Origin of the sequence: Tsukamurella pseudospumae, from assembly GCF_001575195.1 — a bacterium.
Lineage (GTDB): Bacteria > Actinomycetota > Actinomycetes > Mycobacteriales > Mycobacteriaceae > Tsukamurella > Tsukamurella pseudospumae.
This window is the reverse complement of sequence record NZ_LSRF01000007.1, coordinates 62,975-89,868: the sequence shown is the minus strand read 5'-3', so window position 1 is coordinate 89,868 and position 26,894 is coordinate 62,975. Positions and strand designations below refer to the sequence as shown.

The window sequence follows — 26,894 nt, the reverse complement described above, 5'->3', positions numbered from 1 at the left end:
TCAGAAGGTGGTCGTGTTGGTCACGTCGACGCTGACGCCGTGTCCGTCGCGGGAGAACACGGTCTTCCCCGCGCTCGCCTCGACGGTCCACCCGTAGGCGCTGTAGGTGCTGCCGTAACGGATGGTGGTGGCCGGCGCGGTGACCGCCATGTTCCCGTAGTACCAACCGAGAGCCCCGTCGCGGTACACGAACCCGGTGGCGGGCTCCCCGGTCTTGGCCCGGTAGGTCTTGCCGAACTCGACGGACTGGCACTCGACGAGTTCAGCGCGGATGTTGCAGGTGGTCTTGCCGGACTCGGTGAGCACCCGCACCGCTTGCCCCGCAGTGGGCAGGGCCGTCACGGTGCGATTCGCGGCCGTCGGGGCGGCGGTCGCCGTCCGGGTCGGCGTCTCGGGTTGCTGCGTCCCCGCGGACGAGCCGCCCGGGTTCGCGCTCGGCGCGGCGGTCACCGTCACCGTCGGCCCGGCCGACCGTGACCCGTCCCCGCACCCCGCCACGGCCACCGTCGCGAACAGCACCGCGCCCGCGACCTTCATCGTCGTCCCCATGTCCGTTCCTCCCCTGCCGCAGGATGCGGCTCACTGGTTGATCGACCGACGCTGCGTGATCGTTAACAAGGTTCGCGAAAGGGCACTACCGTGGTGAGCGTGAGGGCGTGGGCGGGTCCGACGGCGGCGGTGGTCGGCGTGGGCGCCATCGTCGGGTCGACGCTCGTTCTCGCGGTGACGGGCCGGGGCCTGCGGTACACCGCCGACTCGATGGACACCATTTCGTGGTGGCAGCCCTGGGCACCGGCCGTCGCCGGGCTGCTCGCCGCGCTCGCTTTCCCCGTGGATGCCCGGGACCCAGCGACACCGTCGAACCCGCTGCCGCAGGCCTGGGCACTCCTGACCTGCGGGGTCGCCTTCGCGAGCGCCCTCATCGTGCTCGGCCCGGCCGAACCGAACTACACCGTGCTCAAGCTCGGCCTACTCCTCGCTGTGCCGGTCGTCGTCTTCGCGGTCGCGCGGCGACGCGGGGCGGCCTGGCCTGATCCGACCGTAGAGGCACGGTGGAGCCCGGCGCCGGCCGTGATCGCGTACCTGGCCGTGTACCTGTCGCTGGCGGAGGAGCGCGATTCCTTCCTCGCCGGCGTGCCGGTCGCGGACAGCGCTGTCCTGTTGCTCGGGGGCTTCGCGATGAACGCGCTGCTCGAGGAGGTGTTCTACCGCCGGTGGTTGCTCACCCGATGGCGCGCCGCGCTCGGCCCGTGGCCGGCGGTCGCGATCTCGGCCATCGTGTGGGCGGCCTGGCACATCGCGATCCAGGGGTCCGGGAACCTGGCCGGCGACGCGGTGAACGTGCTCGCCAACCAGGGCGTGAGCGGACTGTTCCTGGGCTTCCTGTGGCTGCGCTACCGAGTCATGTGGCCGCTCCTGGTGATCCACGGCGTGTGGAACGCGAACCCCGTGCAGTTGCTCGCCGGATGACGAGGCGTCACGCGCACCCGGACGACCGCGAAGCCCGGGCGCGCGACCTCGACCGATAGGGTGGAGCGCATGTCCCGGCCCAGATTCCGCCCCGACCGGGTGGCGTGGACCGTGCTCGGTCTCACCGTTGCAGCGCTCGTCATCGGCTACCAGATCAAGGCTCAGTGCACCGGCGCACCCTTCGACCAGTTCGGCCGCTCCGAGGGCTTCGCCAACACGCCCGGCCGGATCTGCTATTCCGACCTGCAGTTCCTCTGGAGCGGGCGCGAGGTGAACAACCACGTCTTCCCGTACCTGAACGGGTGGATCGACGCCGACGGCAAGCTGCAGGGCGGCGCGATCGAGTACCCCGTGCTCAGCGGGCTGTTGTTCTGGGTGGGTGCGATCGGTGCGCACAACGACGCCGAGTTCCTGCTGCACATGGCGCTGCTGCTCGCGCCCTTCGGCCTGCTCACCGCGTGGGTACTCGCGAAGGTCTCGGGCCGCACGGCCGCGCTGTGGGCGGTCGCCCCTCCGCTCGCGCTGTACGCCTTCCACAACATGGAGCTTCCAGTGGTGGCGGCCGCGACGCTCGCCTTCGGCATCATGGCCTGGGCCGACCGGACCGGGGGCTCGATCCGCATCCCGGCGATCGCCACGTCCGCGGTCCTCGCCGTGGGCTTCGACCTGAAGATCTATCCGGGCCTGTTCGTGGCGCCGCTCGTGCTCTACGTGCTCACCCACGGGAGGGGCGGCACCGTCGCCCTGCCCGACGGTCCCGGACCGCGCGCCCGGATCGACTGGCGACTGCTCGACTGGGTGGGCGCCGCAGCCACCGCGGCGACGGCAGTGGTGGTGGCCGTCGCGATCAACGTGCCCTTCATGGTCTTCGGCTTCGACGGCTGGCGCGCCTCGCTGAAGTTCCAGGAGCTGCGCACGGCGGACCTGTCGACCAACTCCATCTGGTACTGGGGAGTGCTCAAGGCCTACGACGATCCGAAGGCCTACGACGATCTCGTCGGCGCGCTCTCACCGCTGCTGATCGCGGTATCCATCGTCGCGCTGCTGGTCGTCGGATGGCTGCGCTACCGTCGCACCGGCGTCTACCCGTGGGTCGGCGTCAGCGGTGCGATCCTCGCCGCGTTCATGCTCTTCCACAAAGTGCACTCACCCCAGTACGTGCTGTGGCTGCTGCCCTTCTTCGTGCTGCTCAAGGTCGACTGGCGACTCGTCGCGGCCTACCTGCTGTGCGACCTGAGCCTCGAGCTCACGGTGTGGAACTACTTCTCCGAGCACGCGGCGAACTCGCCCATCACCTGGTGGGTTCAGTGGGGCGTGTGGATCGGCGTCTGGGGCCGGGCCGCGCTGCTGCTGCTCTTCCTCTGGTACCTGCCCCGCGCCTCGCTGCGGTTGCGCAGCCAGGACGCGTCCGGCGCACCGTCGAGCACGCCGCCCGCGGGGTCGTCCAACGGGGGCGAGTACGGCCCCGGGAAGGTCGACCGGACCAGGTCCTCGTCGGGCCGGTAGATCTGCCGCACCACCAGCACGCAGAGGCCGATCACGGCCAGGTCCCGCAGGAGGACGGTGGCCGTGAAGGCCTGCTCCGGCAGGCCCTTGTTCTGGATGCCGAGGAAGTACATCATGCGCGGCACCCAGACCAGCGCGTCGATCGTCATCCAGGCCAGCAGGATCCGGGTGTGCGGGATCGCGAGCACCGCCAGCGGCACCAGCCACAACGAGTACTGCGGGCTCCACACCTTGTTGACCAGGAGGAAGCCCGCGACCAGGAGGAACGCCAGCTGCGCGACCCGGGGCCGCCGCGGCGCCTTCAGCGCCAGGTAGCCCACGCCGGCGATCACCGCGAGGAAGAGCACGAGGGTGATCGCGTTGGCGAGCGCGGAGGCGCCGCCCCGTGGACCCGCGCCGCCGAACACCCAACCGCCGGTGAACGAGCTGATGACCGCGTAGATCGAGTCCATGTCGACCGCGCGGATCGAGTTCCGGTGGAAGAACTCCCACCAGCCCTGCGGCCACAGGGCCAGCACCGGCAGGTTGACGGCGAGCCACGCGGCGGCCGCGGTGAGCGACGCGGTGAGCCACGGCCGGAGCCGGCCCGCCCTCAGGCACAGGAAGAACAGCACGATCAGGAGGAACGCCGGGTACAGCTTCGCCGCGGTGCCGAGGCCGATCACGATGCCCGCCCAGGCCGGCATCCGCTTGGCCCAGAGCAACATTCCGACCGCCATCGCCGCGACGGCGATGGCGTCGAAATTGGTGAAGACGTGCACGGCTACCAGCGGCGACGCCGCCATCAGCATCGCGTCCCAGGGCCGGCGCGCCGCCAGCCGCCCGGGGCCGGCGGCACCGCCCGCTAATCGGGTCGTCGCCCACACCGCGATCAGCCAGAACATCGCGAGCCCGACCGCGGCGACCGTGAAGAACAGCACGACCTCGATGGCCGCGGGCACGCCCCACTCGTCGTGCAGCGCCGCCCAGGTCTTGGCGATCCGCATCGACGCGTACTGGTACATCCCGGTGAGCACCGGGTACTCCATGTAGCGCTCCTGCCGGGCGCCCGTGGGATCGGTGTCGAAGAACTGCGTCTTGTAGGGCATGAGGCCCTCGTTCAGACGCTCCGCCCCGTACAGCGGCACCGTGTCCGAGTAGCACATCGCGGCGTACGGCCGGTTCCCCGACCAGTCGAGCACCAGCTGCCCGCCGTCGTTCTTCTGCTGCAGGCAGCCCGCCTTCGTGGTCCAACCCAGCGCCAGGAACAGCACCGCTACCAGCAGGATCAGGCGCAGCGGCGTGAAGAACCGCTGGAAGCCCAGCTGCGCGTGCGCGCCGACCGGGCCGCCGAGGGCCGTCGAGAAGTCCCGCGCCACCGCATCGGTGCGGCTCGGGACGTCCCGGTCCGGCTCGACCGCCGTCGCCGGATCGAAGCGGCCCGGGCTGACGTGGAGACGGTCGACGTCCACGTCCGTGCCGACACCCGTGCCGGACTCGTCCGGGGCTTCCGTCACGGCACCGGGTTCGTCACCCGCGGCGGCACCGTCTGGCCGCCGTTGCCGTTGCCCGTTCCGCCACCGGGGCGCGGACGTGTGGTGGGTTGACCGGGATAGGTCGGGTAGCCGTTGCCCGGCTGCGTGGTCGTCGGATCCCACGGGAACGTCGGCATCGGGACGCCGGGCAGGCCGGGCACCGTGCGGCTCGCGCTCGGCTCGGCCGAGGCCGACGCGGAGGCGGAGCCCGCGGAGCTCGTGCGCACCCGGGTCTCCACCGGCACGCCCGCGGAACCGCCGATGTATCCCGGCGTCGGGAAGGACTCGTAGTCCGAGTCGGAGAGCGCGCCGTCCATCGTCTGCTTCCAGACGTCCGACGGGACGCCCGAGCCGTAGATGATGCCGCCGTACGAGTTGGTGATCGGGCCGCCCTTGTCGTTGCCGACCCAGACCGCCGTCGAGATCGACGGCGTGTAGCCGACCATCCACGCGTCCTTGTTCTGCCCCGTGTCCTGGTACTGCGCGGTGCCGGTCTTCGCGGCCGAGGCGCGACCGCCTGCCAGCCCGTGGCCGTTGGAGTAGGACGCGATCGGCTGCAGCGCCGCGGTCACGTTGTTCGCGACGTCCTTGCTGAAGCGACGCTCGCCGGGATCGGTCTGCCGGTCCAACAGGGTCCGGCCGTCGGCGGTCACGACCTTCGAGATGAGGTGCGGCTTGCGGTAGATGCCCTCGGCGGCCAGGGTGGCGTACGCGGAAGCCATGTCGATCGGCCGGCTCTGGTACTGACCCAGCACGACGCCGCCCTCGACGCCGCTGCCGTCGGTCTGCTGCAGCGTCTTCTTGATGTCGCCGAAGCTCTCCGCGACGCCGGCCTTGTGCGCCGCGTCCGCGACGGCCTGAGCCTGTCCGTTGAGATCCATCATGAGCCGGTAGAAGACCGTGTTCAGCGACATCTTCATCGCCGTCGCCAGGTTGCAGCTGCCGCAGGACTCGCCGTCCGAGTTGGTGACCGTGACTCCCTGGGCCTTGAACGGCGACGAGGAGTAGACCTTCGACAGGCCGATGCCCTGCTCCAGCCCGGCGACCAGCGCGAACACCTTGAACGAGGATCCGGTCTGCAGGCCGGCCTGCACGCGGTCGTAGCCGTTGCCGTCGTCGCCGCCGTAGTAGGCGAGCACGCCGCCCGTCTTCGGGTCGACCGAGACGATCGCGGTGCGCAGGTCCTTCGGCTGGTTCTCGGCCATGTTCTTGGCGGCCTTCACCGCCGCGGACTGCGCCTGCGGGTCGATCGTGGTGGTGATCTTCAGGCCCTGCGTATTGAGGGTCGACTCGTCGATGCCCGCGTCCTTGAGCTCGCGCAGCACCTGGGTCTTGATCAGGCCGTTCGGGCCGGCCGACAGATCGTCACCGCTGCTCTTGCTCAGCGCCGTCACCTTCGGGAACTGCATCTTGGCCCGCTGCGTCGGATCGAGCGTCTTCATGTCGACCATGCCGTCGAGCACGTAGTTCCACCGGCCCGTGGCGTCCGCCAGGTGCGTGGTCGGCTCGTACAGCGACGGCCCGCGGACGACGCCCGCCAGCAGAGCCGCCTGCTCGGCTTTGAGGTCCTTCGCGTTGACGTTGAAGTAGGCCTTCGCCGCGGCCTGGATCCCGTACGCCCCCCGACCGAAGTAGATGGTGTTCAGGTACGCGGCCATGATGTCGTCCTTCGACCAGGAGTTGGACATCTTGGTCGAGAGGATGAGCTCTTTCCACTTGCGCGTCAGCGAGGACTCATCCCCGACCAGCGCGTTCTTCACGTACTGCTGCGTGATCGTGGAACCGCCGCCCGCGTCCTGGCCGTCGCTCGCGACGCCCGGTACGCGCAGCCACACGGCGCGCGCGAAGCCCTTGAGTGAGAAGCCCGGATTCGTCGCGAAGTCGCGGTCCTCCGCCGCCATGATGGCGTTCTTCATCACGTCCGGGATGTCCTGCGCGGGCAGGATCTCGCGGTTGCCACCGGCCGGGACGACCCGCGCGATCGGCGTGGTGCCGTCCTTCATCGTGATCGTGGCGACCTGCTCGGTCTGGATCTCCCCGGGCTGCGGCACGTCGGTGCGCCAGTAGCCGATGAGGAAGGCCAGCAGCGCCACCACCAGGATCAGCGCGACCGCGGCCACACCGCCGGTCACGACGCGTCGGAAGAGTGATCCGCTCACGAGTGCTCGCAGGCCCTTCTTGTCGGAGTCGTCATGATCGTCGTCCTCGGGCTCGTCCGGCCCGTCCCCGTCGCCCCCACCGGGGCCGTCACCCCCCGGACCGTCGCCCCCGGGGCCATCACCGCCACCGTCGGCGGGTGGGGGCGCGACAGGGGCGCTCTTGCGGATCACGACGGGCTGTTCCGGCTCCTCCGGGCGCGACGGTCCGCCGCGATCCGCCTCCGCGGCCAGCTCGGACTCGTCGACCGGGCGGCCGGACAGGGGCTGGTAGGCGGAGCGGGCGGTGCCCGACGGCGGCACGTTCGCGCCCGACGGTGCCGGGCGCGCGCCGGAGCCCGACGGTGCCGGGGCGTTCGGGCCCGGGGCGGGACGGCCGGGATTCGGGCCGGCGGACTGCGCGGGAGTCTGGCCGCTGGGCTGTACCAGCGGGAACTGCGTGGTCGGCGCCGCCTGCGGCGGGACCGGCGGCTTCGGCGCGGGCCGCGGAGGGACCGCCCCTCCGGACCGCGACGGCCTTCCGGCCGCCCCGTTCCGCTCGTCGTTGCCACCCGGGTTCGTCACCGCTGGTTCTCCGCTCGTCTCTTCGTTCTCTTCGTGCGCCCCCGCGCTACCCCCGTCGTACCGACCGGCCGTCGGATCCCGCTACCCGGGCGCCGCGCGACGCTTCCGCTTCGGCCGCGGGGGCAGCCCCGCGACGTACGACTGCACCAGATGATTCCAGTTGCACGACCTACAGACCTCCACGACATGCACGGAGAACTCCACTGACGTGGATTCGAGGTCGCTGAGCTCCGCGTCCGTCCGTGCCGAACCCGACGCCGGGCCGAGCGAATCACCGAACACCCACGACACGAGAGTCAGCTGCTCCTTGCGGCAGATCGGGCACAGCACCTCGGACGTACGGCCGTGGAACTTGGCCGCACGCAGGAGGTAGGTATCGGCATCGCACACGGATTTCACCGCGGTGCGCCCGGCGTTGACCGACGCGAGCAGCGATCGCCGCTGCAGCGCGTAGTCCACCGTTTGCCTCTGCGTCCGCACGGATCCAATGTACGTGGCTCGGGTCCGCACTGCCGCGACAAGGGCATTCCGCCCATGCCGATCCTCCCCGGTCCGAGCGCTCCCATCGAGCGCGGCGCCGCCTGCCGTTCATCGCGCGTTCATCGCTGGGGTATCGTCGTATATATCGGCGCGATACAACTGCCGATCGATTGATGAGATAGATCCACTCGCGTCGCCCGCACGGGCTCGGCGTCGTGCCCGGAGAGGAGGCGGCAGTGCTCGAACTCGCAGTACTCGGTCTGCTGCACGAATCCCCGATGCACGGCTACGAGATCCGCAAGCGGCTGACGGAACTGCTGGGTCCGTTCCGCGCGTTCTCCTACGGATCGCTGTACCCCGCCCTGCGCCGCGCGCAGGACGCCGGTTACATCGCCGAAGAAGAGGCGCCCGGCCCCACCGCAACCGCCCGGAAGCGCCGAGCGCGCCGTGTCTACGGTCTGACCCCGGCGGGCAAGGAGCGGTTCTCCGCCCTCGTCGCCGACACCGGACCGCAGAACTTCACGGACGACGGGTTCGGCGTGCATCTCGCCTTCTTCACCGCCACCCCCGCCCAGGCCCGGCTGCGCATCCTCGAGGGTCGCCGCCGGCAGGTCGAGGAACGGCGGGAGGAGCTCCGTCGGGCCCTCGCGGCCGGGGGCACGAGCGAGACGTACACGCGGCAGTTGCACGAGCTGGGACTGGAAACGACGGAGCGTGAGGTGCGGTGGCTCAACGAGTTGATCGCCGCCGAGTCCCGCTCCGACCAAGAAGATCGGCCCGCGCGCATCGCTCCCGGCGCCGCTTCACTGACACCGAATGAAGGGAACAACGGTGACTGACAACAAGGTTCGCGTTGCGATCGTCGGCGTGGGCAACTGCGCAAGCTCGCTCGTGCAGGGCGTGCACTACTACAAGGACGTGGCCGACGACGCCACTGTGCCGGGCCTCATGCACGTGAAGTTCGGCCCGTACCACGTGCGCGACGTCGAGTTCGTCGCCGCGTTCGACGTGGACGGCAAGAAGGTCGGTTTCGACCTCTCGGAGGCCATCAACGCCTCGGAGAACAACACCATCAAGATCGCCGACGTGCCGCCCACCGGCGTCGTCGTGCAGCGCGGCCACACCCTCGACGGCCTGGGCAAGTACTACCGCCTGACCATCGAGGAGGCGCCGGGCGAGGGTGTCGACGTGGTCCAGCAGCTCAAGGACAACGAGGTCGACGTGCTGGTCTCGTACCTGCCCGTGGGCTCGGAGGAGGCCGACAAGTTCTACGCTCAGTGCGCCATCGACGCCGGCGTGGCCTTCGTCAACGCGCTCCCCGTGTTCATCGCCTCCGACCCGGTCTGGGCCGCGAAGTTCCGCGACGCGGGCGTCCCGATCGTCGGTGACGACATCAAGAGCCAGGTCGGCGCCACCATCACGCACCGCGTGATGGCGAAGCTGTTCGAGGACCGCGGCGTCACGCTGGACCGCACGTACCAGCTCAACGTCGGCGGCAACATGGACTTCAAGAACATGCTCGAGCGCGACCGCCTCGAGTCGAAGAAGGTCTCCAAGACGCAGGCCGTCACGAGCAACCTCAACGGCCCGCTGGCCGGCAAGGTGCACGACAAGAACGTGCACATCGGCCCGTCGGACTACGTCGAGTGGCTCGACGACCGCAAGTGGGCGTACGTCCGCCTCGAGGGCCGCGCCTTCGGCGACGTGCCGCTGAACCTGGAGTACAAGCTCGAGGTCTGGGACTCGCCCAACTCGGCCGGCATCATCATCGACGCCGTGCGCGCCGCGAAGATCGCCAAGGACCGCGGCATCGGCGGCCCCGTGATCCCCGCCTCGGCGTACCTCATGAAGTCCCCGCCGGAGCAGATCGCCGACGACATCGCGCGCAAGCAGCTCGAGGAGTTCATCATCGGCGCGGAGTAGTCCGCGCGATCGGCGGGCGCACGCCCGGACCGGAGGACCCGTCACCCGCGTGGGTGGCGGGTCCTCCGTCCTTCTCCGCCGGCGAAAAGTCCGAATCTTCAGATCGCTGTAAGCCGCGCGACGTCCGGTCTCGGTACCGTCGACGACATGAAGACCCTGCTCATCATCGTCGTGATCGTGGCGGTCGCCCTCATCATCGCGAACGTCGTGCGCAATCGCGGTGCCCGGACGACCGCACTGTCGGACGCGCAGGCCGACGCCCGGGCCGCCATCGACCGCCTCGCCGGGCAGGTCAACAACCTCGTCGGGTCGAACGACGCGGCGCGCCAGGCCCTCGCCGACGCGGGCGAGCGGTACACCGCCGCCGGCGCCCAGGTCGGCGGTGCGAACACGCCCGCGCAGGCCCGGCTCGCGAAGCAGACCGCGCTCGAGGGCCTCTACTACGCACGGGCCGCGCGGGTGGCCATGGACATGGATCCCGGCCCGCCGATCCCCGAGCTCGACGGTCAGCGCTCCGCCGGCTCGGTCTCCGAGGACCGGTCCGTCGAGGTCGAGGGCCGCACGCTCGACGCGTCCCCGGCACCGTCGGACCGCACCCCGAACTACTACCCCGGCGGCGTCGTGGCCGGTCGCCCCGTGCCCGCCGGCTGGTACAGCGAGCCCTGGTGGAAGCCCGCCCTCGTCGCCGGCGCCTGGGGCGTGGGCAGCTACCTGCTGTTCAGTTCGATGTTCGCCGGGATGGCCGGGGTCGGCCCGACCGTCCTCGCCGATCCCGGGGTCGACGGTGCTCTCGACTCGGGCACCGACGGCGGGTGGGACTCCGGTTCGGACGGCGGCTTCGGCGGCGACAGTGGTTTCGGCGACTTCGGCGGTGGCGGCGACTTCGGCGGCTTTTGACCTCTGGTGGTCATCCGTACGACGCTGCCGGTAGCGCCGAAACCTGCCGACTACCGGCAGCGCGGGCGGATTCCGACACGTTCTCCGCATCCGATGCGGTGGCGCGCCGGATCACTGCTGCTGTCCCATCTGCTGCTGGATCGTGGCGTTGATCTGCTGCAGGCCGGAGACGGAGATCCCCGGCAGTTGACCGGTGATGTTGCGGACGAGGTGCACGTCGTCGAGCACCTTCTCGCTCGACTGCACGAGAACCGTTCCGGAGCCGGTGAAGTCGAACTGGCGCTCCTCGCCCGAGCTCACGCCGAGCGCGCGCCCGGCGGCCGCGACGAAGCTCGTCACCCAGGCCTGGTCGTAGTGGTGACTCGGCGAGGGGCAATCGGCCCACCCCACGAGCGCCTCCGGGTCCACGCGCATCGGCGGCTCGACGAACATGACCGGGCCGTTCGACGAGGCCAGGAACCGGCCCGTGCCGATCAGTGTCACGAACCCGGGCACGATCGACTGCTGCAGTGCGAGATTCGGCTCGAAGGCGAGCAGATTCGCCGCGCGGATCGTGAGGTTGCCGTTGTCGTCGAGGTCGTAGGCGTTGATGTCGTTGCCCCGGTCACCGATGATGAGCTTGCCGTGCCCCTCGGCCACCACGTAGTCGCCCAGGTACAGCGGCGCGGAGAACTGGTGCGCGACCATCTGCAGCAGCTGCCCCTGCAGGCCGTGCTGCAGCGAGGTGAAACTCATCTGCCCGTAGTGGGCGATCATCGCGCCCTTGGACAGGAACCACGGCTTGATCAGGTCGATGCAGTAGGAGTACTGGTTGCCCGGCACGTTGTCGCCGCCCGCGGGCAGGGTGTGCGGGTTCCAGACCGTGTCGAGCTCGCTCACAACCGGTGCTCCGATGCTTGGACGTACACCACACCTTGTCCGGTGCAGTCGAGTTGGAAGGCCTCACCGCCGGTGCGGCCCATGTTCCGCAGGCTCACGGTGGACCGGAGGTTCGTCTGCACCGGGCCGAGCGCCGCGGCGAACGCCTGGGGGTCGACGGTGACCGGGCGGTTCGGCGCGACCTGCAGGGTGATGAAGCCGCCGTGGCCGAGGATCACCGCGGCGCCGACGCCGCTGAGCTGCGTGGTGAACATGCCCTGGCCCGTGGCCACACCGCCGGCCGCGGAACGCAGCGCACCCATCAGGCCGCCTCCGCCGCCCCCACCCGAGGCCGCCGTCGACACGATCGAGGCCTGCAGGCCCTGCGTGTGGGCGAGCAGCCGCGAGGCCTCGACCCGCAGCTCGCCGCCCTGCGGCATCTCGACGACCTCGACCTCGAGTCCGCGGAAGCCGTAGTGCACGGTGCCGTTGCCCTGCGCGACCATCGTCGCCTCGTGCTCGCCCTGCATCATCCGCCCGGCCATGCCGGCGAGGCCGCCCATCATGGATCCGCCGCCCATGCCGGGGATCTGGTGGGGCTGGAAGAAGACCTGACCGGTGTAGAAGAGCATCGCGCCGCGCCGCGCGATGACCGGCCCGGACCGCGTGAGGTCGATCGAGACGACCTTGCCGTTGACCTTGGTGAACACCTGCGCCTACCTCTCCGCGGGCTGGATCGAGACCACGCCGGAGCCGTCCCAGCGCAGCGAGAAGGCCTCGCCGCCACCCTGTCCCAGGGCGGAGCGCCAGGACACGTCGGTGACGAAGGACTGCGACAGCTGCCCTCGGGCGCAGACGAAGGCGTCCGGGTCGACGACGAGCGGGTACTGCGGCGAGACCTCCAGGTGGATGAGCGGCCCACCGAGCGAGAGCAGCGCGACCTGGCCGTGCCCGGTCACCGTCGTCGTGAACAGGCCCTGCCCGGACATTCCGCCCCGCACCCCCGCGAAGGTCACGTTGGTCGACAGTTGCGGTGTGAGCGCGAGCAGCTGTTGCGACTCGACCTGCAGCGTCTCCCCCGTCAGGTCGACGACGGTGACCGTGGCCGCGTCCTGCGCGAGGTACACGACACCGGTGCCGGTGCACTCCATCAGCGACAGCCCCTCGCCGGTGGCGCGTTGCTTGAGGCCCGCGAGCACTCCGTCGCCCCCACCGAATCCGGCGGATTTGAAGGTCACCTGACCCTCGTACGCGATCATCGAGCCGCTGATCGCTCGGATCGAGCTGTTGTTCAGGTGCGCCTCGACGACCCGCTTCGTCTTCGAAACGAGCTGCATGACCCCTCCGTCACTTCCTGCCGGGCGTGAAGTTGAGGCCCCAGTGGTAGGCCTCGGCGACGGCGCGCTGCGACCCGTGGATGTACTGCACCTCGCGCGTGACGGTGAGCTCCCCGTTCACCACGTGCAGCTGCGCGATCGCGCAGGAGATCGCACGCCGATCCGGATTGTCCAGCCGCACTTCCACTTCGGGGCCACCGGGCGGGAAGAGCGTGACGACGCCGTTGGCCGACGCCCAGTTCGGAGTGCCCTCGTAGATGTAGGCGAAGATCAGGATCCGCACGAAGTCGTCGAGGTGCGCGAGGTTGATGTACAGGTTCTCGCCGCCCTGCGACTGGCCGGATCGGTCGTCGCTGTCGAGCTGGATGTACGGCGCGCGGTCGAGGCTGCCGAAGGCGTTGCCGAGCGCCTGCACGCCGCCCCGGTCGCCGTTGCGCAGTTCGTAGAAGCACGCGAGGTCGAGGTCGACCGCGTTGCCGCCGCCGAACAGTCCCTTCTTCCCCTGCGTCCAGTTCAGGTTGACCCGCATGTGGCCGGTGGGCCGCTCGGAGGACTTGGCCAGGGACACCGTCGGCGCGGACTTGGTGAGCGTGATCTTGGACAGGTTGACCGGCGGACCGGCGGGCGCCGGAGGCTGCTGATAGGCGGGCTGCGCGGGCGGGTAGGCCTGCTGCGCGGGCGGGTACGACGGTGCCGCGGGCGGGGGCTGGTAGGCCGGCTGCGCCGGGGGGTAGGCCGGCTGCGCGGGCGGATAGGCCTGTTGCGCAGGTGGGTACGACGGTGCCGCGGGCGGGGGCTGGTAGGCCGGCTGCGCCGGAGGGTAGGAGGGCGCCGGGGGCGGAGTGCTCGCGGCGGGCGGCGGACCGTCGACGGTGACACCGTGCTCGGTGAGCAGCGAGACCAGACCCCGATCCCACCCTGCGCTGACATTGCGCAGCTTCCACGCACCGTTCCGGCGGTAGACCTCGGCGAGCACCGCGGCCCGTTCGGTCGTCAGACCGCCCGCCGGGCAGTCGTCTGCGCCGACGCGCGCACTGAGGCCCGGCACGGACGCCAGCGACCCGGGGACCTTGTCGTCGAGCGCGACGGCCAGCCGGACGGTGCTGATGGCGGGTGGGATCGCGGTGAGGTCCAGGGTCAACGCGTCCGGACCGGTCAGGCGCACGGCGCCCTCGGGCGAGGTCGGGCTGTTGAAGAACACCAGGTCGGCGTCGCTGCGGACCCGACCGTCGTCGCCGACCTGGATGGCGAACAGATCCACCGACCCGGGCGCGACGCCGGCGATCGCCACCGCGAGTGTGGTCTGGGACAGGGCCGTGTTCTGACCGCGTGCGAGTGAAGTCACACTGACGATTGTTGCAAGAATCCGGCGAATCGGCACGGAACGCACGGATCAGACTGACATGTCGTTCGTCCGGATGACTGCGGCACGAACCCGGCGGTCACGGGCCGAATTCGCGTACTGTGAATTTCGCGACCACGTCATCAGGCGACGGTGCTCCGGCGCCTACAGCTTCTCGGGAGGAATCACATGGGAGTCAGCCTCAGCAAGGGTGGAAACGTCTCGCTCAGCAAGGAGGCCCCCGGGCTGACGGCGGTCGCCGTCGGGCTGGGCTGGGACGCGCGGAGCACGACCGGCGCCGATTTCGACCTCGACGCGAGCGCCCTGGCGGTCGACACCGCCAAGCGCGTGCTCAACGATCAGCACTTCGTCTTCTACAACAACCTGCGCTCGCCGGACGGCTCGATCGAGCACACGGGTGACAACCTCACCGGCGACGGTGACGGTGACGACGAGACCATCAACGTCAATCTCGCGGCCGTGCCGCCGCAGATCGACGCGATCGTCTTCCCGGTCTCGATCCACGAGGCGGACAACCGCGGCCAGTCCTTCGGCCAGGTCCGCAACGCCTACATCCGGGTGATCAACCAGGCGGGCGGCCAGGAGATCGCTCGCTACGATCTCTCCGAGGACGCCTCCACCGAGACCGCCATGGTCTTCGGCGAGCTCTACCGGCACGGCACGGAGTGGAAGTTCCGCGCCATCGGCCAGGGCTACGCGTCGGGTCTCGCGGGCATCGCGCGCGACTTCGGCGTGAACATCTGAGTTCAGCCTCGAATTCACCGCCGTTCGATATCCGTTTCGTCGGTATAGTTCGAATCACACGCGGGGGCGGACTGGCGCCGTCGTGCTAACGGGAGGAACACGTTCTATGGGTGTCAGTCTGGTCAAGGGCGGCAACGTCTCGCTCACCAAGGAGGCCCCGGGCCTCACCGCCGTCTCGGTCGGCCTCGGTTGGGATCTGCGCACCACCACGGGCACCGATTTCGATCTCGATGCCAGCGCCATCGGCATCGACGCGAACCGGAAGGTCGCGTCGCCCGAGAACTTCGTCTTCTTCAACAACCTCCGCACGCCGGACGGTTCCATCGAGCACACGGGTGACAACCTGACCGGCGAGGGCGACGGTGACGACGAGGTCATCAAGGTGAACCTCGCCGCGATCCCGCCGAACGTCGAGGGCGTCGTGTTCCCCGTGTCGATCTACGACGCGGACAATCGCGGCCAGTCCTTCGGGCAGGTCCGCAACGCCTTCATCCGCGTCGTGAACCAGGCCAACGGCCAGGAGATCGCCCGCTACGACCTCTCCGAGGACGCCTCGACGGAGACCGCGATGGTCTTCGGCGAGCTCTACCGCAACGGCGCGGAGTGGAAGTTCCGTGCCGTCGGGCAGGGCTACGCGTCCGGTCTCGCGGGTATCGCGCGCGACTACGGCGTCAACGTCTAGCACCGAGCTCACGCAGAGCGCGCAGACCCGGCGAGCGGACCACCGCCCGCCGGGTCTCGCGCTCCCGCATCCCTTCTTCGAAAGGCCGATGTGTTCCGCATCTTCGGACTCTCCTTCTTCATCACCGTCATCGCGCTGGTGGTGGCGTTCTTCTACGGCGGGCCGCAGGCCCTCGTCCTGACCCTGATCCTGGGCATCCTCGAGGTCAGCCTCTCCTTCGACAACGCGGTGATCAACGCCACCGTGCTGCAGCGGATGAGCCACTTCTGGCAGCGCATGTTCCTGACGGTCGGCGTGCTCATCGCCGTCTTCGGCATGCGCCTGGTCTTCCCGCTCGCGATCGTCTGGATCACCGCCGGCCTCGACCCGGTCAAGGCGATGGACCTCGCGCTCAACCCGCCCGCCGACGGTGCCAAGTACTTCGCGGACGGCAGCGCGAGCTACGAGACCCTGATCACCGCGGCGCACCCGCAGATCGCGGCCTTCGGCGGCATGTTCCTGCTGATGCTGTTCCTCGACTTCATCTTCGACGGTGAGCGCGAACTCACCTGGCTCAGCTGGGTCGAGCGCCCGCTGCAGAAGATCGGCGAGCTGGACCGCTTCCCGATCGTCGTCGCCCTGGTCGCCCTGGTCGTCACGGGCACGCTCGCCGCGCACACCGTCGACGAGTCGAAGACCGTGTTCATCGCTGGCATCCTCGGCACGGTGACGTACCTCGTGGTCAACGGCCTCGGCGAGTTCTTCCACGTCGAGGAGATGGAGGAGGAGGCGGAACGCGCCCGGTCCGGCCCCTCGGAGCTGGCGAAGGTCACCGGCAAGGCCGCCTTCTTCCTGTTCCTCTACCTCGAGGTGCTCGACGCGTCGTTCTCGTTCGACGGTGTCATCGGTGCGTTCGCGATCACCGCGGATCCGATCATCATCGCCCTGGGCCTCGGCTTCATCGGCGCGATGTTCGTCCGCTCGCTCACGGTGTACCTGGTGGAGAAGGGCACGCTGTCCGAGTACGTGTACCTCGAGCACGGCGCGCACTGGGCCATCGGCGCGCTCGCCGGCATCCTGCTGTTCTCGATCCACACCGAGGTGCCCGAGGTGGTCACCGGCCTCATCGGCGTGGTCCTCATCCTGGCCGCGCTCGGCTCGAGCATCGTCCGCAACCGTCGCGAGGGCGACGGTGCCGAGGGCGACGCCCCGGTGTCTGCCCCGCAGCAGATCGACGCCTGAGCCGGATTCACCATGGCAGGTAGTGCGTTCCGTCGGCTGTTCGGTGGAGAGCCCGATCGCTCTCCATCGAACGCCGCGGGCGCCGGCGGCGTCGACACGGGCCTGACAAGTGCCTACCTCGACGCGGACCGTCGTTTCAGTTCGCTCGACGAGGACGTGCGCACCCTCTCCGCACAGAATCCCGGCGCCTCGGCGGTACAGCAGTGGCCCGCCATCCGCGACCGCTTCGGCGGGGCCACCGAGCGGTACCTGTGGGCCAGCGGCAGCCAGTCCGGCACGCGCCCGCCCACCCCGCAGGATCAGGCCGCCACCGCACGGGAGCTGTCCGACCTCGTCTCCGTCCTCGATCGCTTCCACAGCGACCACGAGCGCACCCTCGCCTCCGCGCGCGGCGCCCGGGCCAGCTCCGCGGCCCAGGAACAGGCCGCGCGGGTCGCAGCCGAGCGCGCCACCGACCTCCTCGCCGCCCCCACCACGGCTCCCTACCTGGGCCTCCGGCCCGTCATCCGGGCCACCGACGCCCTCGTGCTCGCCGTCCAGGCGCTCGACGGTGCGCCGGACCTCCCCGCCCGCGACGCCGCCGCGCAGGGCGTGCTCGAGAAGGCCGCGGAGCTCACCGCCGCGGTCGGCGCCGCCCCGCGAATCGGCGACGACGCACAACACGCACTCGCATCGACGGGAACGCGCCTCCAGGCGGTGCGCAACCGGGCCGCGGACATCGGCGACATCCGTTCGGCGCTGCTGCGCGAGTTCAGCGCGGCCTGCTCGGCCGATCTCGTCGACAACGACAAGGTCGCGGAGCGGGAGTCCGCCGCCGCCGAGACCGCGCTGTCGGCGGCGTCGAGCGGTCTCCGTGCCGGCACCCCCGACCTGGCCCTCGAGAACGTCTCGGTCGCCCGCGATCACCTCGACGCCGCCGACGCGGCGGTGAACGCGGTCGGCGAGCGACTCCGCACGCTGCGCGGGGTGAAGGCCGATCCCGCGGCGCGCGCGGAGCGCACACGCTTCGCCCTCCGCGATGCCCAGCTGCTCACCGTCCAGAAGCAGCAGGTCCATCGCTGGGGCAGCGTACTGGACGCGCAGCACGCCCGGATCGAGCGGGCGATCGCCGACCTGGAGCGCGTGCACCCCGACTACTGGCAGTACCTGCAGACCCTCGCCGACATCGACCGCGTGATCGCCGACGCGGTGAACCGCATGCGGGGGCGGACGTGAGCACCGAGCTGCGCCATTTCCACCAGCTCCCGGACGAGGTCCGGCAGCGCCTGTTCCACCTGCCGCCGCAACCCTTCGACCGCGCTGCTCCCCGGGAGGAGCTCGCGTTCGGCCTCGGCGCCACGCTGTACGTGCCCGCGACGAGGCCGGACCTCGCCGGCACCATCCGACGGCGGTGGTCCGACGGGGTGTTGTCCATGGTGATCGACCTCGAGGACGCCGTCGCCGACGACGAGGTCCAGCACGCGATCCGGGCCACCGCGGCGGCGCTGTCCGAACTCGCCGACGGCTCGGGGCCACTGCCGCTGCTGTTCCTCCGCCCGCGCAGCACCGCTGAGACGGCCTCCCTCCTGGACGCGGTGGGCGACGGTGCGCGGGCCCTCACCGGGGTGGTCCTACCCAAGTTCACGGCGGCCGCGGGACGCGACGCCCTCGCGGTGCTCGCGGCCAGGGACACGCACCTCTACGCCATGCCGGTGCTGGAGACCCCGTCGATCGTCTACCGCGAGTGCCGCGACGAGCAGCTCGGCGGCATCAGCGAACTGCTCGCCGAGGAGCGCGAGCGGGTCCTCGCCGTGCGGATCGGCGCCACCGACATGTCGGCCCTGTTCGGCATCCGGCGCGACCGCGATCTGACGATCTACGACGTGCACGTCGTGGCCGAGACCATCTCGGCGATCGTGAACCGGCTCGCGCGCTCAGACGGCACCGGCTTCGTGGTCACGGGTCCGGTGTGGGAGTACTTCGCCGATCACGAGCGCATGTTCCGCCCGCTGCTGCGGGCCACGCCCTTCGAGCGCAACCACGCCGCCCGGTTCCGCGAGAAGCTGCTCGTGGGGCGCGACCTCGACGGGCTGCTCCGGGAGACCGCGCTGGACCGGGCGAACGGCCTGCACGGCAAGACGGTCATCCACCCGTCGCACGTCGCGGCTGTACACGCGCTCTCGGCCGTGACGCACGAGGAGCATCAGGACGCGCTCGACATCATGCACGGCGAATCCGGCGGCGTGGGCGCTTCGAGCTACCGGAACAAGATGAACGAGATGAAGCCGCACCGCAATTGGGCCCGACAGACTCTGATCCGCGCGGACCTGTTCGGCGTGACCCGCGCCGAGGTCGGCTTCGTCGACCTGCTGACCGCGCTCGTGGAGGAACGATGACGGCGTCACCCGCTCTGTGCCGGAGCCTCGGGATGCACGTGAACGGCGAGCCCGCACTCGCGGAGCTCGTCGTGCCGGGGCTGCGCCGCAACCCGCGCCGCGCCCATCTGCTCGTCTCGACGGTGCTCGGCAAGCACGTACCCGCCGAACCGAGCGCGGTCCGCGCGGCGGCGGATCGGCTGGCCGACCGGGTCGCGCAGGAACTCGACGGTGACCCCTGCGTCGTCTTCGGGTTCGCCGAGACCGCAACGGGCCTGGGCCACTGCGTGGCAGCACGCCTGGACGCCGCCGTGTACCTGCAGTCCACCCGCCGCACGGGTGCGACGATCCACGGCGAGTTCACCGAGGGGCATTCCCACGCCACGTCGCACCTGCTGCAGCCGACCTCACCGGACCTCCTGTCCGCCGCCGATGTGCTGGTCCTCGTCGACGACGAGATCTCGACCGGTGCGACGGCGCTGGACTCGATCCGCGCGCTGCACGCGCTCGCACCGCACAGCCGGTACGTGGTGGCCTCACTGGTGGACGTCCGCTCGCCCGCACACGCCGCCGAGAACGCACGAGCAGCAGCCGATTCCGGACTCGACATCGTCTTCGTCGCGCTGGCGCGGGGCACCGTCGACCTGCCGGACGGGCTGTCGGAGCGCGTGGCCGAGCTCCCCGCCACGCCCTTCAACCCCGTCGCCGCGCAGCGGGGCACCGTCGAGGTCCTCCCTGCGCCGTGGCCGTCGGACGTGCCCGACGGTGGCCGGCACGGCGTGCTCGCGGCCGACCAGTCACGGTTACGGGACGCCGCGGCGGAGGTCGCCGCGGTGCTCGCGCCCCTCCTCGACGAGCGGCCCGTGATCGTGATCGGCCACGAGGAGCTGATGTACCTCCCGCTGTGCGTCGCCGAGTCACTGGCCGCCGACGGTCACCCGGTGCGGTTCCAGACCACCACCCGCTCCCCGGCACTCGTGCGCGACGAGGACGGGTATCCGCTGCGGAGGGGCTTCGAATTCCTCTCCCCCGAACCGGATCCCGAGGCGCCACGTCGGTACCTGTACAACGCGCAGTGGGCCCGCGAGGAGGCGCGGATCGTGTTCATCGCCGACTCGCCCGCCGACACCGACCGGCTGCGCGCACCGGGTGGTCTCCTCGACGTGCTCGCCGCGGCCGGGCACGACGTCCTGGTCGCCGTCGTTCCCGCCTCCGACCAGGCCGAGCTCGGCGCGGCCCGTGCCGAAGCGGCAGCGCGATGACCGCGATCACCCCGCCGCTGCGCGGACCCGGGTTCGGTTCGTACGCACCGGACGAGGTGACCTGGCTCCTCAAGGATCTCTCCCACGTGGCGCTGGAGGCCGATATCGTCGAGCGCGAGCGGCGCATCCAGTCGGGCGAGGCCCACTACGCCGAATCGCTGCCCGTCGAATACCAGCCGAGCGCCGAGTACCGGGCCCTGTTCGACGCGGCGCTCGCCGGCTCGGCGCCCCGGCTCGCGGAAGCCGTCGGCACCGTGACGGAGCTGCTCCTCGCCGAGCGCGGGCGCGAGCTCGTCCTGGTCTCGCTCGCGCGCGCGGGCACGCCGATCGGGATCCTCATGCGCCGATGGGCGCAGCACTTCCACGGGTACGACCTGCCGCACTACGCCGTGTCCATCGTGCGCGGCCGCGGCATCGACCACGTGGCGCTCGATCACCTGGTGGCGCACCACGACCCGGCCTCCATCGTGTTCGTCGACGGCTGGACCGGGAAGGGCGCGATCACCCGCGAGCTCGCGGAGGCGCTCGATGAGTACGCCGCCGCCACCGGTGTCCGCCTGAACCCGGATCTCGCGGTGCTCGCCGACCCCGGCCACTGCGTGCGCACCTTCGGCACCCGCGACGACTTCCTCATCGCCTCCGCGTGCCTGAATTCGACGGTGTCCGGGCTGGTCTCGCGCACCGTCCTGAACGCCGACCTGATCGGGCCGGACGAGTTCCACGGGGCCAAGTTCTACGCCGAACTCACGCCCTACGACGTCTCCGGGCTGCTCCTCGACGCCGTCGCCGCCGCCTTCGACGGTGCCGCTCCCGCCGCCCGCGCGGTCGCCGCCCGGCTCGCCGCCGATCCCGGTGCGCGCGAACCCGACTGGTCCGGGTGGGCGACGGTGGACCGGGTCCGTGAGGAGCACGGCGTCTCGTCCGCGAACCTGGTCAAGCCCGGGATCGGGGAGACCACTCGGGTGTTGCTGCGCCGGGTTCCGTGGCGCGTGCTGCTGCGCGATCCGGACGATCCCGATCACCGGCACATCCGGCGCCTGGCCGCCGAGCGCGGCGTACCGGTGGAGATCGTGCCGGATCTGGCGTACGCGTGCATCGGCCTGATCAAGGAGGACTCGTGATCGCCTTCGTCACCAGCGATCTCGACCGCACGCTGATCTACTCCCGGGCCGCCGCCGGTCCGGCCTTCGACACCGTCGATCCGGTGTGCGTCGAGATCTACCGCGACGCACCCCTGTCGTACATGTCGGCGGCGGCGCACGCGGGCCTGGCCGTGCTCGCCGCCGCGACTCCCCTGGTCCCCACGACGACCCGCACGCCCGAGCAGTACCTCCGGGTGCGGCTGCCGGGCACACCGTCCCGGTACGCCATCTGCTCCAACGGCGGCGAGATCCTCGTCGACGGTGCTCCGGACCCGCTGTGGCAGGACCATGTCGGCGGCCTGCTCGCCGCACTTCCGGCGGACCTCGACGCGATCGCCGCCGAACTCGAGAGTCGGCTGGAACCCGCGTGGGGCGCGCGGCTGCGGCTCGTTCCGGGCCTGTTCGCCTACGTGGTCTCCGACGTGCGGATCCCGGCCGAGGCCGTGGCCGCGTGGCGGGCGTACTGCGAACCCCGCGGGTGGACGGTCTCGCAGCAGGGCCGCAAGTTCTACACGATCCCCGCGCCGGTGACGAAGTCCCGTGCCGCCCAGGAGGTTCGACGGCGCCTGGTCGAGTCCGGCGCTCTCGAGTCCGGAGCGCGCTGGCTGGCCGCGGGCGACGGGGCCCTGGACGCGGATCTGCTCCAGGACGCCGACGCCGCGATCCGGCCCCGGCACGGGGAGCTCGAGGAGCTCGGCTTCTCCCTACCCCATCTGATACTCACCGAATCAGCCGGCGTCGGCGCCGGCACGGAGATCGTCGACTGGCTCGCCGCCGCGAGCGGCACCGGAACCGCTGTACCCGTACCCGATCCGATCAAGGAGATCCGATGACCGCACTGTCCAAGGGCCAGAACGGGCCACTGCCCGCCGGGCCGGTCACCGTCACCGTCGAGCTGCCGGCCCCCGCGGACGTGTCCGCCCTGCTGGTCACCGAGAGCGGGAAGGTGCGCTCCGACGCCGATTTCGTGTTCTTCAATCAGCCGAACGGGCCCGGCGTGAGCCTCGGAGGCGGCGCTCTCCGGATCGACGGCTCCCAGCTGCCGGCCGACATCACGCAGGTCCGTGTCGCGATCACCCTCGACGACGCGTCGTCCTCGTTCGGGCGGTTCGGTGCTCCCGTCGCGCGGATCGCCGACGGTGCCGGAAACCCCCTGTACGAGTACGCCGTCGACGGCCTCAGCAGCGAGTCGGTGGTGATCGCGGTCGAGGTGTACCGGCGCGGCGCCGACTGGAAGGTCCGCGCCGTGGGGCAGGGCTATGCCGGCGGCTTCGCGGACATGGTGCGCGACCACGGCGTCAGCGTCGACGACGCGCCCGCCGCCCAGGCCCCCGCTGCGACACCGCCTCCCGCGCCGCCGCAGCCCGCGGCACCGTCGAACCCGGTTCCGCCGGCTCCGGCACAGAACACGCCCCCGGCCCCGTCGAGCACGCCGATCGACTACTTCGCGAGCGGTGCGGCACCGTCGGCCCCGGCGGGCAGCGCGCCGGTCGACTACTTCAACGGCCCGGCCCCGCAGACCCCTGCGCCGCAGGCTCCCCCGCAGCAGCCCTTCACCCCCACCGCGCAGCTGGCCGGACAACAGCCGCCGTCCGGCAGCGGGGAGGTCAGCCTCACGAAGAACCGTCGCGTGGACCTGACCAAGGGCCAGAAAGTGGTGCTGCGCAAGGACGGCGGCGTGCAGCTCACGCAGATCGCGATGGGGCTCGGGTGGGACCCGGTGCGCAAGCAGGGGCTGTTCGGGGCGAAGAGCAAGGACATCGACCTCGACGCCTCCGTGGTGATGTTCTCCGGACAGCAGAAGGTCGACACCGTCTACTTCGGCGACCTGCGCTCCAAGGACGGCTCGGTCCAGCACCAGGGCGACAACCTGACCGGCGCCGGCGACGGCGACGACGAGGTGATCAACGTCGACCTGCCGACGGTGAACGCGGCGGTCACGTCCCTGGTGTTCATCGTGACCTCGTACCAGGGGCAGAAGTTCGATCAGGTGGACAACGCGTACTGCCGGCTGGTGGACTCCACGACCGGTGTCGAGCTGGCACGGTTCGCGCTCGCGGGCGGCATGCCCTACACCGGGATCGTCATGTGCACCATCGGACGTCAGGGCGGCGAGTGGAAGCTGCAGGCGATCGGTGAGTGCATCAACGCCAAGACACCGCGCGACGCGGTCCCGCAGCTGACGCGGTTCCTGGCGTGACGCCGTGGAGGATCGACCCCGCATGACGGGGTCGATCCTCCATGGGACGCGGCCGGGTCAGGCGCTCGCGGCCAGCTTCTTGGTGCGCAGGTACAGCACCGCGCAGATCGCGGCGAACACGATCACGCCCAGCACCTCTCCCCCGTGCAGCCAGCCCTCCTTGATGAAGGGCAGTGCGAGCGGCTCGTCCTTGTTGGTCGCGACGACGATGCCGGCGTAGACCACGCCGAACAGCGACTCGCCGACGATGAGGCCGGTGGCGAGCAGTGTGCCGAGCCGCTTGCGGCCCTCGGCCCCGTCCTTGGACCGGTCGGCCCAGCGGTTGTAGAAGAAGCCGAGCACGGCGCCGACCGGGATCATCAGGGTCACGCTCATCGGCAGGTACATGCCCATGCCCACGGCCAGCGGCGGGAGCCGGAACTTCGAGAAGCGGCCCATCAGTTCGTCGATGAGGATCACGCCGGCGCCGATGAGGGCGCCGAGCCCGATGAGGCCCCAGTCGAGGTCGCCGCCGAAGACACCATCGGACAGTTTCGCGAGCAGCGACGCCTGCGGCGCTGCGAGCGCGTTCTCCCCGGCGCCGGGCGCACCGACGAAACCGAAGCCGCTCTGCAACAGATCCAGAACGGGCGGGATGATCGCGGAGCCGAAAGCCACGCCGATGACCAGCGCGACCTGCTGCTTCCACGGCGTCGCGCCGACCAGCTGGCCGGTCTTGAGGTCCTGCAGGTTGTCGTTGGAGATGGTGGCGATGCTGAAGATGATCGCCGCGGTGAACAGCGTGTACGCCACGAGCGCCGTCGCAGTGTCGCCCGCGGACGGTCCCCAGACGACGCGGATCAGCAGCGCCGCGGCCAGCACTACGAGGATGCCGACGCCGGACACCGGGCTGTTGGACGCGCCGATCAGGCCCGCCATGTAGCCGCAGACCGAGGCCACGACGAGGCCCAGCACCAGGATGAACAGGATGCTCAGCAGGATGATCCCGCCGGACTGGCCGTCGAGCGGATTGCTTCCGGAATCGGCCTTGGGGGTGCCGGTGAACCACCACAGCAGCACGCCGATCGGCACCAGCGAGACGAGCACGACGGCCGCGACGTACGGGAAGGGCATGTCGCGCTCGGTGATGTCCACGAGCTGGCCCTCGCGTCGCTTGCGCGAGCTGGCGATGGAATCGGCGATGCCGCGCAGTACCGGGCCGAGGATCTTGATGAGCGTCCAGACGGCGGCGATGGCGATGGCTCCGGCGCCGATGAGGCGGACCTCCTGGCTGAACGCCGTGGAGATCACCTTGGTGATGCTCCCGGTGTCGGGGAGGTCGCCGGCGGTCCAGATGGGCAGCAGCACGAAGTACGAGATGACGAGGCCGACGATCATCGCGATGCCGACGGTCAACCCCACGAGGTGGCCGACGCCGATCAGCGCGAAGGACAGGCCCGGCACGAACAGGGTGCCGCCGCTGCCGATCTTGAGCGTGGTCGACAGGCCCTCCGCCACGACCTTCATCTTCGCGAGCAACGCGTAGCCGGCGGCGGCCACGGAGCCGAGCAGGATCAGCCGCAGGCCGCGCTTGTTCTCAGTGGCACCCTCGGCGGTGTCGCCCACCTTGAGCACCTCGGCGGCCGCGACACCCTCGGGGAAGGGCAGGTCGGAGCCGGTGACCAGCGCGCGGCGCAGCGGGATCGACTACATGACGCCGAGCACACCGCCCACGAAGCACACGAGCATCGTGATCCAGTACGGGAAGCCGTTCCACCAGCCGATCATGACGAGGCCAGGGAGGATGAAGACGATCGCCGACAGCGTGCCCGCCGCCGACGCGATCGTCTGGACGATGTTGTTCTCCACGATGGAGTGATTCGCGAAGTAGCGCAGCAGCGCCATCGAGATCACGGCGGCGGGGATCGACGTGGCGAAGGTCAGGCCGACCTTCAATCCCAGGTAGGCGTTCGCCGCGGTGAACACGAGCGTGATGAGGCCGCCGAGGACGACGGCGCGGGCCGTGAACTCCCGCATGCCGGATCGCGGCTCGGCGGTGAGCGGAGTGGACATGGTGCTATCCCTTCAAAAGGACGGTGGCCTGTTCGGCCGAACGTGAAAACCCTAGGTCCAAGCACGCGATCGTACGACGGGAACGCGCCAGGTCGTGCGGCGTGGTCACGAGTCGTAGGGTGGATGCGTGCGATTCGGAGTCGTGATCCTGCCCCAGTACCCCTGGCCCGAGGCCCGCCGCCGCTGGCGGAAGGCGGAGGAGCTGGGCTTCGACCACGCCTGGACCTACGACCATCTGTCCTGGCGCACCCTCGCGGACCAGCCATGGGGCGCGACGGTGCCGCTGCTCACCGCCGCGGCCACCGCCACGGACCGGATCCGGCTGGGCACCTTCGTGACCTCCCCGAACTTCCGGCACCCCGTGCCCTTCGCGAAGGACCTCGCGGGCGTCGACGAGATCTCCGGCGGTCGCCTCCTGCTGGGGATCGGCTCCGGCGGGACGGGGTTCGACGCCTTCGTGCTCGGGCAGCCCGAGCTCACCCCGCGCGAACGACACGAGCGGTTCGTCGAGTTCACCCGCGACCTCGACGTACTACTCCGGTTCGAGCAGCACGGACCGGTCTCCTTCGACGGTCCGCACTACCGCGCCGTCGGCGCGCGCATGGTCGGGACGCCCGCGCAGTCCCCGCGCATGCCCTTCGTGCTCGCGGCGAACGGCCCGAAGGGCCTGCGGCTCGTGGCCGAGCAGGGGCAGGGTTGGGTCACCACCGGGCCCGACGGTGACGGAGGTGACGCCTGGTGGTCCCGCGTCGCGGAGCTGTCGCAGCGACTCGACGACGCCCTCGACGGTGCCGGGCGCGCTCCCGGAAGCATCGACCGCTACCTGTCGATCGATTCCGGCGGGACCTACTCTCTGAGCTCCCCCGACGCCGCTGACGATGCCGTCGGCCGCTCCGCCGAACTCGGCTTCACCGACGTGATCCTGCACTGGCCCCGCGACGGCGAACCCTATGCCGGCACCGAGGACGCCCTCGACGCCTTCGCGGAGCGGCATCTCCGGGTGCGCTGATCGGGCGGACTCGTCGCCACGGGACACCTCGCTCGACGTCCCCGTTCAACTCCCTCCTCGGCGTTTACCTGGGCTTTGCCAACTGATCACGTGTCGCTTCTACATTGGCGACGATCAGCAACAGCCCAGCCCGATTCGCCCAGCTCAGCCCCAGGGAGAA

At 70.4% G+C, this 26,894-nt stretch carries 22 protein-coding genes and 2 pseudogenes; 15 read left to right on the top strand and 9 right to left on the bottom strand.

Annotation, left to right across the window (positions count from 1 at the left end):
* Nucleotides 1–549, bottom strand: coding sequence for a hypothetical protein (locus AXK60_RS06015; RefSeq protein ID WP_068570190.1), 549 nt, complete (start codon nt 547–549; stop codon nt 1–3).
* A gap of 99 nt (nt 550–648) precedes the next feature.
* On the opposite strand from AXK60_RS06015, the gene AXK60_RS06010 reads away from it, so the two are divergent.
* A complete protein-coding gene (locus tag AXK60_RS06010) occupies nt 649–1,470 on the top strand; it encodes a CPBP family intramembrane glutamic endopeptidase (RefSeq protein ID WP_244881040.1) in 822 nt (273 codons plus the stop codon).
* Nucleotides 1,471–1,539: 69 nt separating this feature from the next.
* Nucleotides 1,540–2,670, top strand: a pseudogene (locus AXK60_RS27890) (hypothetical protein); the annotation flags it as partial.
* A gap of 104 nt (nt 2,671–2,774) precedes the next feature.
* On the opposite strand, the gene AXK60_RS05995 reads toward AXK60_RS27890, so the two are convergent.
* The 3 genes from AXK60_RS05995 to AXK60_RS05985 all read right to left on the bottom strand — a co-directional run bounded on the left by AXK60_RS05995 (nt 2,775) and on the right by AXK60_RS05985 (nt 7,690).
* Complete coding sequence (locus AXK60_RS05995) at nt 2,775–4,334, bottom strand: glycosyltransferase family 87 protein (protein ID WP_231855550.1); 1,560 nt, start codon at nt 4,332–4,334, stop codon at nt 2,775–2,777.
* A 134-nt stretch (nt 4,335–4,468) separates the two neighbouring features.
* Nucleotides 4,469–7,210 carry a transglycosylase domain-containing protein gene (locus AXK60_RS05990; protein ID WP_082777853.1) on the bottom strand — a complete coding sequence of 914 codons (2,742 nt, stop codon included), beginning with the start codon at nt 7,208–7,210 and terminating at the stop codon, nt 4,469–4,471.
* An 81-nt stretch (nt 7,211–7,291) separates the two neighbouring features.
* Nucleotides 7,292–7,690, bottom strand: a complete 399-nt coding sequence (locus tag AXK60_RS05985; RefSeq protein ID WP_175399941.1) for a DUF5318 domain-containing protein — start codon at nt 7,688–7,690, stop codon at nt 7,292–7,294.
* Between the two features lie 236 nt (nt 7,691–7,926).
* On the opposite strand from AXK60_RS05985, the gene AXK60_RS05980 reads away from it, so the two are divergent.
* The 3 genes from AXK60_RS05980 to AXK60_RS05970 all read left to right on the top strand — a co-directional run bounded on the left by AXK60_RS05980 (nt 7,927) and on the right by AXK60_RS05970 (nt 10,510).
* The gene (locus AXK60_RS05980; RefSeq protein ID WP_068570185.1) at nt 7,927–8,529 is read left to right on the top strand and encodes a PadR family transcriptional regulator; all 603 of its coding nucleotides are present in this window, start codon (nt 7,927–7,929) and stop codon (nt 8,527–8,529) included.
* A complete protein-coding gene (locus tag AXK60_RS05975; RefSeq protein ID WP_068570184.1) occupies nt 8,507–9,613 on the top strand; it encodes an inositol-3-phosphate synthase in 1,107 nt (368 codons plus the stop codon). The genes AXK60_RS05980 and AXK60_RS05975 overlap by 23 nt, the downstream gene beginning before the upstream one ends.
* Before the next feature lie 147 nt (nt 9,614–9,760).
* A complete protein-coding gene (locus tag AXK60_RS05970; RefSeq protein ID WP_068570183.1) occupies nt 9,761–10,510 on the top strand; it encodes a hypothetical protein in 750 nt (249 codons plus the stop codon).
* A gap of 111 nt (nt 10,511–10,621) precedes the next feature.
* On the opposite strand, the gene AXK60_RS05965 is transcribed toward AXK60_RS05970, so the two are convergent.
* From AXK60_RS05965 to AXK60_RS27885, 4 genes are read right to left on the bottom strand one after another with little or no spacing between them, the layout of a single operon-like run.
* A complete protein-coding gene (locus AXK60_RS05965; protein ID WP_068570182.1) occupies nt 10,622–11,389 on the bottom strand; it encodes an AIM24 family protein in 768 nt (255 codons plus the stop codon).
* On the bottom strand, nt 11,386–12,078 hold the full coding sequence (locus tag AXK60_RS05960; protein ID WP_068570181.1) for an AIM24 family protein: 693 nt from the start codon (nt 12,076–12,078) through the stop codon (nt 11,386–11,388). The genes AXK60_RS05965 and AXK60_RS05960 overlap by 4 nt, the downstream gene beginning before the upstream one ends.
* Before the next feature lie 6 nt (nt 12,079–12,084).
* Nucleotides 12,085–12,705 (bottom strand): AIM24 family protein, encoded by a 621-nt coding sequence (locus tag AXK60_RS05955; RefSeq protein ID WP_068570180.1) that lies wholly within the window; start codon nt 12,703–12,705, stop codon nt 12,085–12,087.
* A gap of 10 nt (nt 12,706–12,715) precedes the next feature.
* The gene (locus tag AXK60_RS27885) at nt 12,716–14,050 is read right to left on the bottom strand and encodes a TerD family protein (protein ID WP_068570179.1); all 1,335 of its coding nucleotides are present in this window, start codon (nt 14,048–14,050) and stop codon (nt 12,716–12,718) included.
* Between the two features lie 186 nt (nt 14,051–14,236).
* On the opposite strand from AXK60_RS27885, the gene AXK60_RS05945 reads away from it, so the two are divergent.
* The 9 genes from AXK60_RS05945 (at nt 14,237) to AXK60_RS05905 (ending at nt 23,673) form a co-directional block, all read left to right on the top strand.
* Nucleotides 14,237–14,812 carry a TerD family protein gene (locus AXK60_RS05945; RefSeq protein WP_068570178.1) on the top strand — a complete coding sequence of 192 codons (576 nt, stop codon included), beginning with the start codon at nt 14,237–14,239 and terminating at the stop codon, nt 14,810–14,812.
* A gap of 106 nt (nt 14,813–14,918) precedes the next feature.
* Nucleotides 14,919–15,494: a TerD family protein gene (locus tag AXK60_RS05940; protein WP_068570177.1), complete on the top strand. Its 576-nt coding sequence runs from the start codon at nt 14,919–14,921 to the stop codon at nt 15,492–15,494.
* 90 nt (nt 15,495–15,584) lie between these two features.
* On the top strand, nt 15,585–16,715 hold the full coding sequence (locus AXK60_RS05935) for a DUF475 domain-containing protein (protein WP_068570176.1): 1,131 nt from the start codon (nt 15,585–15,587) through the stop codon (nt 16,713–16,715).
* 12 nt (nt 16,716–16,727) lie between these two features.
* Nucleotides 16,728–17,930 carry a hypothetical protein gene (locus AXK60_RS05930; RefSeq protein WP_068570175.1) on the top strand — a complete coding sequence of 401 codons (1,203 nt, stop codon included), beginning with the start codon at nt 16,728–16,730 and terminating at the stop codon, nt 17,928–17,930.
* Nucleotides 17,927–19,090, top strand: a complete 1,164-nt coding sequence (locus AXK60_RS05925) for an HpcH/HpaI aldolase/citrate lyase family protein (protein WP_068570174.1) — start codon at nt 17,927–17,929, stop codon at nt 19,088–19,090. The genes AXK60_RS05930 and AXK60_RS05925 overlap by 4 nt, the downstream gene beginning before the upstream one ends.
* Nucleotides 19,087–20,331 carry a phosphoribosyltransferase family protein gene (locus tag AXK60_RS05920; protein WP_068570173.1) on the top strand — a complete coding sequence of 415 codons (1,245 nt, stop codon included), beginning with the start codon at nt 19,087–19,089 and terminating at the stop codon, nt 20,329–20,331. Before AXK60_RS05925 ends, AXK60_RS05920 begins: the two co-directional genes overlap by 4 nt.
* Nucleotides 20,328–21,452 (top strand): cysteine protease StiP family protein, encoded by a 1,125-nt coding sequence (locus AXK60_RS05915; RefSeq protein WP_082777851.1) that lies wholly within the window; start codon nt 20,328–20,330, stop codon nt 21,450–21,452. Before AXK60_RS05920 ends, AXK60_RS05915 begins: the two co-directional genes overlap by 4 nt.
* A complete protein-coding gene (locus AXK60_RS05910; protein WP_068570172.1) occupies nt 21,449–22,306 on the top strand; it encodes a hypothetical protein in 858 nt (285 codons plus the stop codon). The genes AXK60_RS05915 and AXK60_RS05910 overlap by 4 nt, the downstream gene beginning before the upstream one ends.
* Entirely contained in the window at nt 22,303–23,673 is a 1,371-nt protein-coding gene (locus tag AXK60_RS05905; protein ID WP_068570171.1) for a TerD family protein, read from the top strand. Before AXK60_RS05910 ends, AXK60_RS05905 begins: the two co-directional genes overlap by 4 nt.
* A 57-nt stretch (nt 23,674–23,730) precedes the next feature.
* Here AXK60_RS05905 and AXK60_RS05900 read toward each other — a convergent pair.
* Nucleotides 23,731–25,725: pseudogene (locus tag AXK60_RS05900) on the bottom strand (OPT family oligopeptide transporter).
* Nucleotides 25,726–25,852: 127 nt separating this feature from the next.
* Between AXK60_RS05900 and AXK60_RS05895 the strand changes: the two are divergent.
* Complete coding sequence (locus tag AXK60_RS05895; RefSeq protein WP_068570170.1) at nt 25,853–26,734, top strand: LLM class flavin-dependent oxidoreductase; 882 nt, start codon at nt 25,853–25,855, stop codon at nt 26,732–26,734.
* The last annotated feature ends 160 nt before the right edge of the window (nt 26,735–26,894 follow it).